The sequence below is a fragment of the Mesorhizobium sp. IMUNJ 23033 genome (assembly GCF_044778005.1).
In the GTDB taxonomy this organism is placed as follows: Bacteria; Pseudomonadota; Alphaproteobacteria; order Rhizobiales; family Rhizobiaceae; genus Mesorhizobium; species Mesorhizobium amorphae_A.
On sequence record NZ_JBJACT010000007.1, the window covers coordinates 74,229 to 88,156 of the forward strand.

Here is a 13,928-nt window from a genome sequence, read left to right on the forward strand (position 1 = left end):
GGAGAGGGGCGATGACGGCCTATCTGAAGCTCGACCATATCGACAAATCCTTTGCCCGCGGTGGCCAGGTCAGCGAGGTGCTGAAAGACATTCGGCTGACCATCGACAAGGGTGAATTCGTCTCCATCATCGGCCATTCCGGCTGCGGCAAGTCGACCTTGCTCAACCTGATCGCCGGGCTGACCAAGGTCTCCGCCGGCGCTGTGCTGCTCGAGGACAAGGAAGTCGACAGCCCCGGACCGGAGCGCGCCGTGGTGTTCCAGAACCACTCGCTGCTGCCGTGGCTCACCGTCTACGAGAACATCAACCTGGCGGTGTCGAAGGTCTTCGGCTCGACCAGGACCAGAGCCGAGCGCCATGACTGGATCATGCGCAATCTCGACCTCGTGCAGATGGCGCATGCCAGGGACAAGCGACCGGCCGAGATTTCTGGCGGCATGAAGCAGCGCGTCGGCATTGCGCGGGCGCTGGCCATGGAGCCGAAGATCCTGCTGCTCGACGAGCCCTTCGGCGCGCTCGACGCGCTGACCCGCGCCCATCTGCAGGATGCGGTGATGGACATCCATTCCAGGCTTGGCTCGACGACGATCATGATTACCCATGATGTCGACGAGGCGGTGCTGCTCTCCGACCGCATCGTCATGATGACCAACGGTCCGGCGGCGACCATCGGCGAGGTGCTTGCCGTGCCGCTGGTCCGGCCGCGCCGCCGCGTCGAGCTCTCTTCCGATCGCACCTTCCTGCGCTGCCGCGAGGCGGTGCTGAAGTTCCTCTACGAACGCCACCGCTTCGTCGAAGCCGCGGAGTAGGGCCATGACCGATCATCGGCAATGGGGAATCTGCATCGGCAATAGGCGATATACCGCATTGCACAAATATTATGCTGCCGTGCAAGGCATTCTGACTAATCTTTGATCCGCAGCCGGGCTTGAAAAGTCGCGTTGCTGCGGCTTCGCATTGAGTTCATTCGATAATCCAGCGCGCTGTCGAATTGGCACGCTTCCTGCTTTTCAGAATGCAGGCCCGCATGGGCCAAGAGACACGGCGTCCAATGACGGGCGCCACAGGCAAAGCTGCCGCTCAGGTCAACACGCGATCCCGATGGGCGGACGCGCGAGGCCTGGCCGGCAGCTTTTTTGTTTTGACCGAACACGCAATCGACGGCGCTGGTCCCAAGCGGCGCCCAACGGAGACGACGATGACGAAACGGATCGGAAATGGCGCGTCCCTCGCGGACTTCACGCGCCGCGATTTTCTGGCCAGCAGCGCGCTGACGGCAGCACTGTTCACCGCCGCGCTCCTCCTCTTTCCCGCAGGCGCCAAGACCGACGGCAAGGGTCCCGCGGTGACCTCGCAGAGCTCGGTTTCATCCAGCTCGCCGATGCCGCGCCGCTGACAATCGCGAACGAACAGACAAGGGCGGTGCCTCCCACGCCGCAAACCGGAGCCTGAAATGACCGCAAATCTCCCAGCCGCGCCCAGCCAGGATAGTGCCCCCAGGCAGGCGCTCATGATGTCCACCATCGCCTTTACTATTTGCTTCGCGGTGTGGACGATCTTTTCAATCATCGGCGTCCGCATAAAGCAGGAACTGGGGCTGAACGAGACGGAGTTCGGCCTGCTCGTCGGCACGCCGATCCTCACCGGTTCGCTCGTGCGCATGGTGCTCGGCGTCTGGACCGACCGTTTTGGCGGACGGCTGGTCTACACCGCGACCATGCTTGCGGCGGCGGTCGCGACCTTCCTGCTCGCCTTTGCGCACACCTACGGGCAGATGCTGGTCGCCGCGCTCGGCGTCGGGCTCGCCGGTGGCTCCTTCGCTGTCGGCGTCGCTTATGTCTCGCGCTTCTTCCCCGCCGGCAAGCAGGGCACGGCCCTCGGCATCTTCGGTGTCGGCAATGTCGGGGCCGCGGTCACCAAGTTCCTGGCTCCGTTCGTGCTTCTCTCCTGGGGCTGGCAGTCGGTCGCGCTGATCTGGGCGGCGGCACTCGTCGTCATGGCCGTCGTCTTCTGGTTCACTACCAGCGACGATCCGGTCATCCGTGAGCGCCGCGCCGGCAAGGCGGCGCCCGCGAGAAGCTTCTGGCAGGAATTCGCGCCGCTGAAGAACCTGCAGGTCTGGCGCTTCGCCTTCTACTATTTCTTCGCCTTCGGTGCGTTCGTCGCGCTGTCGCTGTGGTTGCCGCGCTACCTGATCGGGGTCTACGGCTTCGGGCTGGCGACAGCCGGCATGATCGGCGCTGCCTATTCGATCCCGGCAAGCATCTTCCGCGCCTATGGCGGCGTGCTCTCCGACCGGATCGGCGCTCGCACCGTGCTCTACTGGACCTTCGCTGTGTCGTCCGTCGCCACGCTGATCCTGTCGCTGCCGTCGGCCGACTATGTCGTTCACGGCATCAGCGGGCCGATCCCCTTCCACTTCGCCATCGGGCCGGTCGCCTTCATCGCCGTCGCCTCGATACTCGGCTTCTTCATGAGCCTGGGCAAGGCCGCCGTCTACAAGCACATTCCGGCCTATTATCCAGGCAGCGTCGGCGCGGTCGGCGGCGTTGTCGGCATGATCGGCGGGCTCGGCGGCTTTGTCCTGCCGATCGCCTTCGGCGCCCTCAACGACCTCACGGGCGTATGGTCGAGCTGCTTCATGCTGCTCTTCGTCATCGTCGCCACCTGCTTTGCCTGGATGCACGTCTCCATCCGGCGGATGGAGCGCGCGGCATCTGCCGAAACTTCAGCCCTTTCCTACGCGGCTGAGTGAGACTGGAGCGGATCAGGAATATGACCGAAAAACTCGTCATCATCGGTAACGGCATGGCCCCCGGGCGCATGCTGGAGCATCTGCTGGAAAAGGCGCCAGACCGCTACCAGGTCACCATCTTCAACGCCGAGCCGCGCGTGAACTACGACCGCATCATGCTGTCGCCGGTTCTGTCGGGCGAAAAGGATTATGAGGAGATCATCATCCATGGCGATGGCTGGTACATCAAGCACGGCATCACCCTCTACAAGGGCCACAAGATCGTCGCCATCGACCGACAGGCCAAGACCGTCACCTCTGATCACGGCGTGACCGAGCCCTACGACAAGCTGGTCATCGCCACCGGCTCGGTGCCGTTCATCATCCCGGTGCCGGGCCACAATCTGCCGGGCGTGCTGACCTATCGCGACCTAGACGACGTCCGCGCGATGATGCTTGCCGCCCAGTCGCGGGCCAAGGCCGTGGTCATTGGCGGCGGCCTGCTCGGGCTCGAAGCCGCGGCCGGTCTCAACGCGCAAGGGATGGACGTCACCGTGCTGCATGTCATGCCGACGCTGATGGAGCGGCAGCTCGATCCGGCCGCTGGCTACCTCCTGCAGCGCGCCGTGGAAGAGCGCGGCATCAAGGTCATCACCAAGGCCAATACCCAGGCGATCACTGGCAACGGCAAGGTCGAACAGGTGGAACTTGCCGATGGCACCGTAATCCCGGCGACGCTGGTGGTGATGGCGGTCGGCATCCGGCCGAACGCGGCGCTGGCCAAGGAGGCTGGCATCGCCGTCAACCGCGGCATCGTCGTCGATGCCGGCATGCGCAGCAACGACCCCGACATCTTCGCGCTCGGCGAATGCGCCGAGGTCAACGGCATGGTCTACGGGCTGGTGGCACCGCTCTACGAGATGGCGCGTGTCGCGGCCAGCCAGCTTGCCGGCGACGAGGCTGCGGCCTTCGTCCATTCGGACACGCCGACGAAGCTCAAGGTCACCGGCATCGAACTGTTCTCGCTGGGAGACTTCGCCGAGGGCGAGGACCGCCAGGAGATCGTGCTGCGCGACGCTGCGGCCGGTGTCTACAAGCGCCTAGTGCTGAAGGACGACCGCATCATCGGCACCGTGCTCTATGGCGAGACGGCCGACGGCGCCTGGTTCAATGATTTGAAGAAGAAGCAGACCGACATATCGGAGATGCGCGACACGCTCATTTTCGGCCAGTCCTACCAGGGGGGTGCCCCGCTGGACCCTATGGCGGCCGTTGCAGCCTTGCCGGATGATGCGGAAATCTGCGGCTGCAACGGCGTTTGCAAGGGAAAGATCACCGGCGCGATCACGGCCAAGGGCCTGACCTCACTCGACGATGTGCGCGCGCACACCAAGGCGTCTGCCTCCTGCGGCTCCTGCACCGGCTTGGTCGAGAAGCTGATGGTGCTGACCATCGGCGACAACTACAACCCGGCCGCCGTGCAGCCGATGTGCGGCTGCACCACGCTCGGCCATGACGAGGTCCGCCGGCTGATCAAGGCCAAGGGCCTGAAGACCATTCCGGCCGTCATGCAGGAGCTGGAATGGAGAACCTCCTGCGGCTGCGCCAAATGCCGGCCGGCGCTCAACTACTACCTCGTCTGCGACTGGCCGAACGACTACGCCGACGACTATCAGTCGCGCTTCATCAACGAGCGCGTCCACGCCAACATCCAGAAGGACGGCACCTATTCGGTGGTGCCGCGCATGTGGGGCGGCGTGACCAGCGCCTCCGAGCTGCGCGCCATCGCCGACGTGGTCGACAAGTTCGAGATCCCGATGGTCAAGGTCACCGGCGGCCAGCGCATCGACATGCTGGGCATCCGCAAGGAAGACCTGCCTGCGGTGTGGGCCGATCTCGGCCAGGCCGGCTTCGTCTCCGGCCATGCCTACGCCAAGGGCCTGCGCACGGTGAAGACCTGCGTCGGTTCCGACTGGTGCCGCTTCGGCACGCAGGATTCGACGGGTCTCGGCATCCGCATCGAGAAGTTCATGTGGGGCTCGTGGACACCGGCCAAGGTCAAGATGGCGGTGTCGGGTTGCCCGCGAAACTGCGCCGAGGCGACCTGCAAGGATGTCGGCGTCATCTGCGTCGACAGCGGCTACGAGATCCATTTCGCTGGAGCCGCCGGCCTCGACATCAAGGGCACCGAAGTGCTCGGCCTGGTCAGGACAGAGGACGAGGCGCTGGAGCATATCGTGGCGCTGACGCAGATGTACCGCGAGCAGGGCCGCTATCTCGAGCGCATCTACAAATGGGCCAAGCGCATCGGCATCCCCGAGATCAAGCGCCAGATCATGGACGATGGCGAGAAGCGCAAGGCCTATTACGAGCGCTTCGTCTTCTCGCAGAAATTCGCCCAGGTCGACCCGTGGTCGGAGCGCGTCTCCGGCAAGGACAAGCACGAATTCCGGCCGATGGCATCGGTCGGGTTCGCCGAGGCAGCGGAGTGAGCATGATGAACTGGATCGCTATCGGCACGCTCTCCGACATCCCCCGGCGCGGTGCGCGCTGCGTTGCTACGCCCGAGGGCAAAATTGCCGTTTTCCGCACCGCGGACGATCAGGTCTACGCCATCGACGACCATTGCCCGCACAAGGGCGGGCCGCTCAGCCAGGGCATCGTCCACGGCGCGGCGGTGACCTGTCCGCTGCACAATTGGGTGATCTCGCTGGAAACGGGCAAGGCGCTCGGCGCCGATGAGGGCGTTGTGCGCACCATCCCGGTGCGCATCGATGGCGAGCGTCTGTTCATCGCGCTGGAAGCGCTGGCCAGCCGCGCGGCCTGAAATCATGGAGATCGACGCAGCGCGCGAGGTGAGGACCACCTGCCCCTATTGCGGGGTGGGTTGCGGCGTGCTGGCGAAGGTCGCCGCGGACGGGCAAGTGTCGGTCCGCGGCGATCCTGACCATCCGGCGAATTTCGGCCGGCTCTGCTCGAAGGGCTCCGCCCTTGCCGAGACCATCGACCTCGACGGCAGGCTGCTCCATCCGGAGATCGACGGCCGCCGCGTCCGCTGGGACGAGGCGCTCGACCGCGTCGCTTCGACTTTTTCGCAGACCATCGCCGAGCATGGCCCGGATTCGGTCGCCTTCTATGTCTCCGGGCAGTTGCTGACCGAGGACTATTACGTTGCCAACAAGCTGATGAAGGGGTTTGTCGGCTCGGCCAACATCGACACCAATTCGCGGCTCTGCATGGCCTCTTCGGTCGCCGGCCACCGCCGCGCCTTCGGTTCCGACACGGTGCCGGGAACCTACGAGGATCTCGAGCTTGCCGATCTCATCGTGCTGGTCGGCTCCAACCTCGCCTGGTGCCATCCGGTACTCTACCAGCGCATCGCGGCGGCGCGCGAAAAGCGGCCGGAGATGAAGATCGTGCTGGTCGACCCGCGCCGCACCATGACCGCCGACATCGCCGACATGCATCTGGCGATCGCGCCGGACGGCGACGTGGCCTTGTTCACCGGGCTGCTCGCCTATCTTGGCCAGCACAATGCGCTGGACCGCGCCTATATCACCGAGCACACGACCGGCTTCGACCGGGCCCTTTTCGCCGCCTCGAACCTCGACCTTGCCGGCGTCGCGGAAGCCACGGGCCTCAGCGAGGACGAGCTTGGCCGCTTCTACAGCCTATTTGCCCGGACGGAAAAAACCGTCACCGTCTATAGCCAGGGGGTGAACCAGTCGTCCTCGGGCACCGACAAGGTGAACGCCATCATCAACTGCCATCTCGCCACCGGGCGCATCGGCAAGCCCGGGGCAGGGCCGTTTTCGGTCACCGGCCAGCCCAACGCCATGGGCGGCCGCGAGGTCGGCGGCATGGCCAACATGCTCGCTGCCCATATGGAGATCGAAAACCCCGCGCATCGAGCGCGCGTGCGCCGCTTCTGGAACGCGCCTTCTATGGCCGAACAACCCGGTCTGAAAGCGGTCGACATGTTCAAGGCGGTGGGCGATGGGCGCATCAAGGCGCTGTGGATCATGGCCACCAATCCGGTCGATTCCATGCCGGATGCCGATGCCGTCGAAGCGGCGATCAAGGCTTGTCCCTTTGTCGTGGTCTCGGACGTTCTGGCTAGCACCGACACGGTCCGCCACGCCCATGTCCGGCTGCCCGCAACCGCCTGGGGCGAGAAGGACGGCACCGTCACCAATTCCGAGCGCCGCATCTCGCGCCAGCGGGCCTTTTTGCCCGCGCCCGGTGAGGCGCGGCCGGACTGGTGGATCGTCGCCGAGGTAGCGAGGCTGATGGGGTTTGGCGAGTGGTTTGCCCATGCAACGCCGGCGGAGATTTTTGCGGAGCACGCAGCGCTCTCGGCGTATGAGAATGACGGTGCGCGGGACTTTGATATTGGTGCTTATGCCGGGATCGATGCGGAGGAATACGACGCGCTGGCGCCTTTCCAATGGCCAGAGAAGGATGGTCAGGCAGCGCGTAGTCCTTCCACCCGCTTCTTCGCCAACGGCAACTTCTACACGCCCGACGGCAGGGCGCGCTTCATCCCCATTCGCCCCGTCGCAGAAACCCGCACGGACGAAAAATTCCCGCTGATCCTCAACACCGGCCGTGTCCGCGACCACTGGCACACCATGACGCGCACCGGCAAAAGCCCGCGCCTATCCCAGCACATCGCCGAACCCTTCGTCGAAATCCACCCGGCGGATGCGCAGCACTTCGGCATCGGCGATGCCGACATCGTGCGTATCTCCAGCCCGCGTGGCGAGGTGCTCGTGCGAGCCTTGGTGACATCGCGCCAACGCCAGGGCAGCCTGTTTGCGCCGATGCATTGGACCGACCAGTTTGCCGCCAAGGGCCGGCTCGACGCGCTGACGGCGTCGCTCACCGATCCCGTTTCCGGCCAGCCGGCTTTGAAACATGTCGCGGTGCGCATCGAGAAGTTCGCGGCCAAAGCCTTCGGCTTTGCGGTTATGCGACAACGCCCGGCGCCGGTTGCCGCGACCTATTGGGCCGTGGCCAAATGCCGGGGCGGCTGGCGGGTCGAACTGGCTTTCGCCGACGACGACATCGACTGGGCGGGCTTTGCCGCTGCGCTGTTCGGCGCGTCACCCGACATGCTTGCCTATCACGACCGCGACGCCGGCCAGCATCGCATCGCCGCCTTCGACGGCGAGCGCCTCGCAGGCGCGCTGTTCGTCGCCCCCGGCCCGGTCGCGGTGTCGCGTGGCTGGGCCGCCGAACAGCTCGAAGAAACCCATGCCGGCCAGCGCGAGCGCTTCCGCATCGTCGCCGGCCGCGCCGGCGCCGAGCGGCCGGATGCCGGCGCCACGGTCTGCTCCTGCTTCAGCGTTGGCGCCAATCAGATCGCGGCGGCGGTGGCGGCCGGCTGCACGACCGTCGCTTCCATCGGTGAGACGCTGAAGGCCGGCACCAATTGCGGCTCCTGCCGCGCCGAAATCCGCGCGATTATCGAGGCGAGGCGGGTGCAGGCGGCGGAGTGAAGGGGCGCAGCGCAGGCCTCTGGGCCTTGGTGACGCGTCGCCCTTTTTGGAGGCTGGCAGGCATGGGCGAGGCGACCGGCGATTACGCCTACTGCGATCGCCCAGGCTGCCAAACTGTCGAACTGTCGCCCAGCGGCCAATTGGCGCTTCGCCCTGCGTCTGGCCCGCGGCCTGCCTCAATGACCCCGACCATTGCGCGCGTAAATTCAACCACACTGTTTGCAGTGACGGCGGCCTTGTCGGGACTTTGCCCAATCTGTTCGGCGGCTCCGCAACATGACAGGCGGATGAGATCGTAGTGCAGATCTCTTTCATCGTCCGGCAACGCCGCCAAAGTCAGGGCGCGGCAGTGGATCATCCGCAGCAACTGTGCCAGTGCTGTTTCGACACTCATGCGTTTTGCTCCGCATCGGTCGAACGTCCCGGCCCAGAGGGGTGCTGGAACGTCGATCGGAGGTTGGTTCCTGCCCCCAATGCCGAAAGGCTGCATCACAGCCGTTAATATATCGTTGATCGCTAATATATTCGCCGGCTTGACGGTTTGCTTGTTGGGGGCGGCCGGTGCCGGGCCGAAAGCCGGGCGGCAACGAACCCTGCGAAGCGGCTGCTTACGCTGCAAGCGCTGCCTTGCAGCCGCAAGTCAGCAAGACAGCGTGAAACCAAAAGCTAACTGAAAAACAATCATTCGATGGAAAGATGGCTGTTCCGCCGACAGTATCGGCGAGCCGGCAACGGTTGGTACTGACCATAAAATGGAAAGGACTGCGTTGTGTCGATGCTCAAAGGGAGATTATTCGCCTTTCGTCGCAGCCTGATCCTGCTGGTTGTTTTCGCAATCGGCGTGTTGCCGGCATTCGCCCTGGAGCCAGCCAAATATCCGGAGCCGCCCGACACCGTCGCCTTCAAGGTTGAGAAGAACGGGGAATCGATCCCGGTCACATTGCGGCAGCTTGAAAAGCTCGGCCTTTACAGCGTTTCCACCCCAAGTCCCTTTGAAAAGGGGCAACTGAAGTTTCAGGGTGTTCTGTTCCGGGATGTGCTCAAGCTGATCGGATTGGACGGCGAGGGATCCGTCGTGCTGCGGGCGCAGGACGACTATGTGCAGACAATCCCGAAGGAAGACTGGACGGAAGGTCCGCTTCTTCTTGCAACGCGCCAGGACGGCCAGTTGCTGACAAGGCGCACGCAAGGTCCCACGCGGCTGATCTACCCTCTCGACGACCATCCGGCCTTTGATACGCCGGTTCGCAAGCCGAGATGGATCTGGTTGATAAAGACGATTGCGCCAGCCAATTGAACCCAAGCGCGACGTCCAGCCATGTGGTTTAGAGGCACAGCCTGGCGGGTTCCTGCAACCTACGCGACCGCGGCGGCATCGGCAGCCATCTGCTCAGCCGCGCTGATCGCGGTGCTCTTCACGAGCATCAGCAGGATAGAGTCCGCGATGCCGCGTTTCGGCTTCTTCGCCATTCGTGAGTTTCACATTGCAATACGCGACGTGACGCATCTACGGGACATGATTTCGCTTGCCCAGGCGGCTCCCAAATCACCGGAAAGCCTCGAGCACCTGTCGATTGCGAACGACCTGATCTACATCCGCTTCGAGCGCATCGACGGCGGCGACACCATCAGCGAAATCCCCGCCTATGCCGGTATCGTGCCGCGGGTCAACGACGCGGTGAAGCAGCTTGACGTCGTCATTGCGGCCGGCGTGCCTCTGGACGAAAAGAGCCTGAAGGAGGTGGGAAACGAGCTCGACCAGATTGTCGCTCGCATGAACGATGAATACTACAAATATGGGGAGGAAGTTAACGTCGATCTCTATTCGGCGGAGAAGAACCTGAACAGGTTCAACTACCAGATCGCCTTTGCCTTGACCGTCTTGTCGGCGCTCGCGATAGGAACCGCCGTGTTGCTGATCGGTCGTCGTGAGACGATCAGGAAACTCGAATTCCTCGCCTGGCAAGACGCGACCACGGAGTTGAAGAACCGCGCCTGGATGTCTGCCAACCGGGACGGGCTGCTGGAGCGGGCGAGGCTGGCCGGCAAGGAACTTCGGCTGTTCCTGATAGACCTCGACCATTTCAAGAGTGTCAACGACACGTTCGGCCATCACATCGGCGATCTGCTGCTGAGAGCCGTTGCCGAAACCCTGCAGTCGGTCGAACGTCCCGGTGAAGTGGCCGCCGTCCGTCTGGGCGGAGACGAGTTCGCCGTCATGGCGATCGGGGATAGCCACTCGGCGGATCTGGGACATCGTCTTCGCGAGCAGTTGAACCGCTTTGCCGATCTGGACGGCCACCAGGTGCGCATCGGCGCCAGCATCGGCATGGCGTCCTTCCCGGACCATGGTGCGGATATCTCCACCTTGCTGCGCAACGCAGACAGCGCGCTTTATGTCGCGAAAGCGGAGGGACGTTCGGGGTTCGTGACCTACTCGCCTGCGATGCTCAGCAAGATCGACGTGCAGCTTGGCGAGGAAGCGGCGATCAAGCGAGCGCTCAATGGCGACGAGTACTTCCTGGTCTGGCAACCGCAATTCGAATTGGCGACCGGGCGCATGATCGGCGCCGAAGCCCTGGTCCGCTGGCGCGACCGCGTTTCGGGAGCGGTGCGCTTGCCTGACTCATTCATTCCGACAGCGGAACGGAGTGATTTGATACTGGAAATCGACAAGATCGTGCTGAGCAAGGCCTGCGCGCAGGCATCGCATTGGATGTCGATTTCCGCCGACGATTTCGTCTGCGCGGTGAATGCTTCGGGCAAGAGTCTGCAGGAGGATGCTTTCTTCACGCACCTCGTCGACGTGCTGCGGCGGACCGGATTGCCGCCGTCGCGCCTGCAGCTGGAAATAACGGAAGGGGTGTTCATCCACAGCAGGGACGCCTTGGACACTTTGTCGAAAATTCGAGACCTCGGCGTTAGTCTGGCGCTCGACGATTTCGGATCCGGATATTCGAGTTTCGGCTACCTTGCCGACCTCGACCTCAATCGCCTGAAGATAGATCGATCGTTCCTGAACGATCTGGAGTCGTCCGGGAAGAAGCAGGACGTGGTCAGGGGGATCATTGCATTGGCCAATTCCCTTGGCCTGGTCGTCATGGCCGAAGGCGTCGAAACAGAAGGGCAGCTGGCTTTCCTGATCGCCGAACGATGCCACGGCGCCCAAGGGTTTTTCATGTCGGAACCCATCGACGTGAAAGTGCTGACAAATCAGCTGATCGCACGGCGAGGCAGCCTCAAAGCCAAGGCCAGGTCCAGGCTAAACCTCTCGGCCTGATCATTTGCCTTGAGCTTTCATCGCTGGATTGAGCTGGGAACCTGGGTTCAAGCGAGACGGACTTGAATGGAGTGTTCCATGTGCGGGTAACCCTTGCACATTGGTTTGGCTCCGCCTTGTCGGTGCAAGTGGTTAATGCCGCAGGGCTTTTGATGTTCATCAAACGCGCCTAAAATGCCCCGCTTGGGGAGCGTTTATCATTGGCCTACAAAGACACTCCGCGGCAGGATGCTTATCGCCTTGAGCGCGTCGACGGCAAATCGGTGGAAGGCATAGCCATCTTTTACACGACGGCCGAAGCGAACGAGGTCATCCGTCATCTGGACCGGCGCTACCGCTTAATGCTGGGCGACAGGCAGATATGGCCTCGTGCTGATGGCAATCGCTAGCGCGCTGTCACAAGCGGGCCGGATGTATCTTTCAGCCGACGGAACGTTTTGTGCCCGCCCGGTGTTATCACCCTGATCCCCGCATAGGGATCATAAAGGGCCTTGCCCCCTCTCGGCCCTAGTTTGAGTCCGCTGTCTCCCCGGCAGCGGACCCGACGCATTCAGCAATCGCCGGCATCCTCTAAACGCAAGCTCCGCACTCGCAAGGGAGCGCTTGACGATTTCAACAAGAGGAAGATGGCCGGCGCCGTGGTGGAGGTTGCCCGATAAGGCGCCGGCCAGGCAGAATCAGGTCCGCCCGCACCTCCAAGCGATAGCAGAGTCTTTACGCTGCGTCATGTCGACGCGCAGTTGTGTAAACGCCATAGGCCAAACAGCGGGCGATGTGTTTCCCGCTTGAAAAATGTGTAGACGCATATTTTGCTTTTATATCAGATACTTAGGTCAAAATCCTTTTGACTTCCACTGAGCAGTGGCGCATCGTTTCTGAGCGTGGCCGAAATGGGGGCCCGCTTGGGGAAAGAAGGGGTGAAATTTGATGGACGGGGTGCAGACAGTTGATACTGAATCTTGGAAGTTCGAAATCGGAGCAAAGATAACCCATCGTGATCAGCCCATGCTGTCCGAGGTTCTGACGCGGGCGCGCACAGGCAAGGGACACGAAATTTACGGGGTGAGGCGCCTTGAGGAGTGCGGGGTGCCGGAACTGATGATCCTAGGTGAAGCGTTAGTCGCAGCCTAACCGGCCCTCACACCGCGAACGACAGAACCCCCGCTTCGGCGGGGTTTTTCACAACAAAAAGCGGGCTCTCGCCCGCTTCCCTTCGTTACCGAGACTTATGCGTGGTGCCGGTACATTCATGGTCACCGCGCCGTCAATCGGCTCAAATGCTGCCTGGATCTCTGGGGAACCTCTCCAACTATCTGAAGGGACGTTCCGACCGTCACTGGCTGCTAGCGGGTATATGGCTGTGAAAGGTGTTAGAAACAAGGCTCTGCTTCCTATTTACTGAAATTCCGTTGCCCTACGCCAAACTCCGCGCGGCCTCTTCGATCGCGGCGCGGTCGTTACCCAGCCGGTCGAGAAGGTCTTGGGCCTGTTCGGCGGTTATGCCGGTGCGCATCGCCAGAGCTTCGACCGTCAAAACGTCTGTGCTGGATATCTCGCGGGGTTTGGGCAGACCTTCCTCTCTATCGATTTCGGATTCTGCTTGCAGCCATTGCCGCTGGTCGACGCCATGTACGCCGCCTTCGCGCTCCCAGATTTCGTAAGCCCGTTGCTGAATTTTTTCGTGCCGTGTGTCGCCCATGGCGCTTCTCCTTGTTGGGATGTCAACCAACGCAGAGAAAGCTGGAACGATCCAGCTCGGAACGGAGATTTTGGATAGGTAGAACTTGCGAGACGGCCTGGAACGGACAAGCGCCTGAGTCCGTTACTCCGGCGATGATCAGGAGATTCCGAAATGGCCACCAAGCAAGGCAAGAAGGACAATCGCATATCAGACAAGGAAGCAATGCAGATCGCGGAGACAACCGACGTGTCCCCAAAGCAGGCGAAGGACCTGGTTGCGGAGCACGGCAAAGTTAAGGGCAAGGAGGCGGCCAAGAACTTCAAGGCCGAGGGCTAGCTCGGTACGGGCTTTGCCTAACGCACCGCCACACCGCAACGACAAGGCCCGCTTCGGCGGGCTTTCTCATGTCGCCATGTTGCCAAGCATGTTGCTATTCGCAGCCTCCGCTCATTACCACGCCTTACAAATCAATGGCTTATGTTGCTACGCGTTTCAGGGCTAGCAACATGGTTTTTGCCAGGATTTGATAGCTAAGTGCTTGATTTTGTTTGGCTGGGGAACCTGGATTCGAACCAGGACTAACGGAGTCAGAGTCCGTGGGTCTACCGTTAACCTATTCCCCAGCAGGCGCGGTCGGTAACGAACCGTGCGAAGCGGGCGGCTGTGTGCCGCGAGCGCTGCCTTGTAGCCGCCGCCGGAAAATAGTCAACCCCGCGCTGCGTTTCAATCGCT

12 protein-coding genes and 1 tRNA gene are annotated in these 13,928 nt (G+C 62.5%); 10 read left to right on the forward strand and 3 right to left on the reverse strand.

What is annotated here, in order from left to right; genetic code table 11:
* The first annotated feature begins 11 nt into the window (after positions 1 to 11).
* The 6 genes from ACFX5Q_RS10930 to ACFX5Q_RS10955 all read left to right on the forward strand — a co-directional run bounded on the left by ACFX5Q_RS10930 (position 12) and on the right by ACFX5Q_RS10955 (position 8,235).
* On the forward strand, positions 12 to 809 hold the full coding sequence (locus ACFX5Q_RS10930; RefSeq protein ID WP_404277595.1) for an ABC transporter ATP-binding protein: 798 nt from the start codon (positions 12 to 14) through the stop codon (positions 807 to 809).
* Positions 810 to 1,198: 389 nt separating this feature from the next.
* Entirely contained in the window at positions 1,199 to 1,396 is a 198-nt protein-coding gene (locus tag ACFX5Q_RS10935; RefSeq protein ID WP_404277597.1) for a hypothetical protein, read from the forward strand.
* A gap of 57 nt (positions 1,397 to 1,453) precedes the next feature.
* Positions 1,454 to 2,755, forward strand: coding sequence for a nitrate/nitrite transporter (locus ACFX5Q_RS10940; RefSeq protein WP_404277599.1), 1,302 nt, complete (start codon positions 1,454 to 1,456; stop codon positions 2,753 to 2,755).
* A gap of 20 nt (positions 2,756 to 2,775) precedes the next feature.
* Positions 2,776 to 5,226, forward strand: a complete 2,451-nt coding sequence (gene nirB / locus ACFX5Q_RS10945) for a nitrite reductase large subunit NirB (protein WP_404277601.1) — start codon at positions 2,776 to 2,778, stop codon at positions 5,224 to 5,226.
* A 5-nt stretch (positions 5,227 to 5,231) separates the two neighbouring features.
* Positions 5,232 to 5,561: a nitrite reductase small subunit NirD gene (gene nirD, locus ACFX5Q_RS10950; RefSeq protein ID WP_192182668.1), complete on the forward strand. Its 330-nt coding sequence runs from the start codon at positions 5,232 to 5,234 to the stop codon at positions 5,559 to 5,561.
* 4 nt (positions 5,562 to 5,565) lie between these two features.
* Entirely contained in the window at positions 5,566 to 8,235 is a 2,670-nt protein-coding gene (locus ACFX5Q_RS10955; protein WP_404277604.1) for a molybdopterin-dependent oxidoreductase, read from the forward strand.
* Positions 8,236 to 8,323: 88 nt separating this feature from the next.
* Here ACFX5Q_RS10955 and ACFX5Q_RS10960 read toward each other — a convergent pair whose 3' ends face one another.
* On the reverse strand, positions 8,324 to 8,629 hold the full coding sequence (locus ACFX5Q_RS10960; RefSeq protein WP_006205931.1) for a hypothetical protein: 306 nt from the start codon (positions 8,627 to 8,629) through the stop codon (positions 8,324 to 8,326).
* Positions 8,630 to 9,010: 381 nt separating this feature from the next.
* Here ACFX5Q_RS10960 and ACFX5Q_RS10965 point away from each other — a divergent pair, with 381 nt between their 5' ends.
* From ACFX5Q_RS10965 to ACFX5Q_RS10975, 3 genes are all read left to right on the forward strand, one after another.
* A complete protein-coding gene (locus ACFX5Q_RS10965) occupies positions 9,011 to 9,532 on the forward strand; it encodes a molybdopterin-dependent oxidoreductase (protein WP_404277948.1) in 522 nt (173 codons plus the stop codon).
* 201 nt (positions 9,533 to 9,733) lie between these two features.
* Positions 9,734 to 11,515: a putative bifunctional diguanylate cyclase/phosphodiesterase gene (locus tag ACFX5Q_RS10970; RefSeq protein WP_404277606.1), complete on the forward strand. Its 1,782-nt coding sequence runs from the start codon at positions 9,734 to 9,736 to the stop codon at positions 11,513 to 11,515.
* Positions 11,516 to 11,715: 200 nt separating this feature from the next.
* Positions 11,716 to 11,904 carry a hypothetical protein gene (locus ACFX5Q_RS10975; protein ID WP_404277608.1) on the forward strand — a complete coding sequence of 63 codons (189 nt, stop codon included), beginning with the start codon at positions 11,716 to 11,718 and terminating at the stop codon, positions 11,902 to 11,904.
* Between the two features lie 1,025 nt (positions 11,905 to 12,929).
* Here the strand turns inward: ACFX5Q_RS10975 and ACFX5Q_RS10980 are convergent.
* Complete coding sequence (locus ACFX5Q_RS10980) at positions 12,930 to 13,214, reverse strand: DUF2934 domain-containing protein (protein WP_404277610.1); 285 nt, start codon at positions 13,212 to 13,214, stop codon at positions 12,930 to 12,932.
* 153 nt (positions 13,215 to 13,367) lie between these two features.
* On the opposite strand from ACFX5Q_RS10980, the gene ACFX5Q_RS10985 reads away from it, so the two are divergent.
* Positions 13,368 to 13,532, forward strand: coding sequence for a hypothetical protein (locus ACFX5Q_RS10985; protein WP_404277612.1), 165 nt, complete (start codon positions 13,368 to 13,370; stop codon positions 13,530 to 13,532).
* A gap of 213 nt (positions 13,533 to 13,745) precedes the next feature.
* On the opposite strand, the gene ACFX5Q_RS10990 is transcribed toward ACFX5Q_RS10985, so the two are convergent.
* Positions 13,746 to 13,819, reverse strand: a tRNA-Gln gene (locus tag ACFX5Q_RS10990).
* Positions 13,820 to 13,928: the final 109 nt, after the last annotated feature.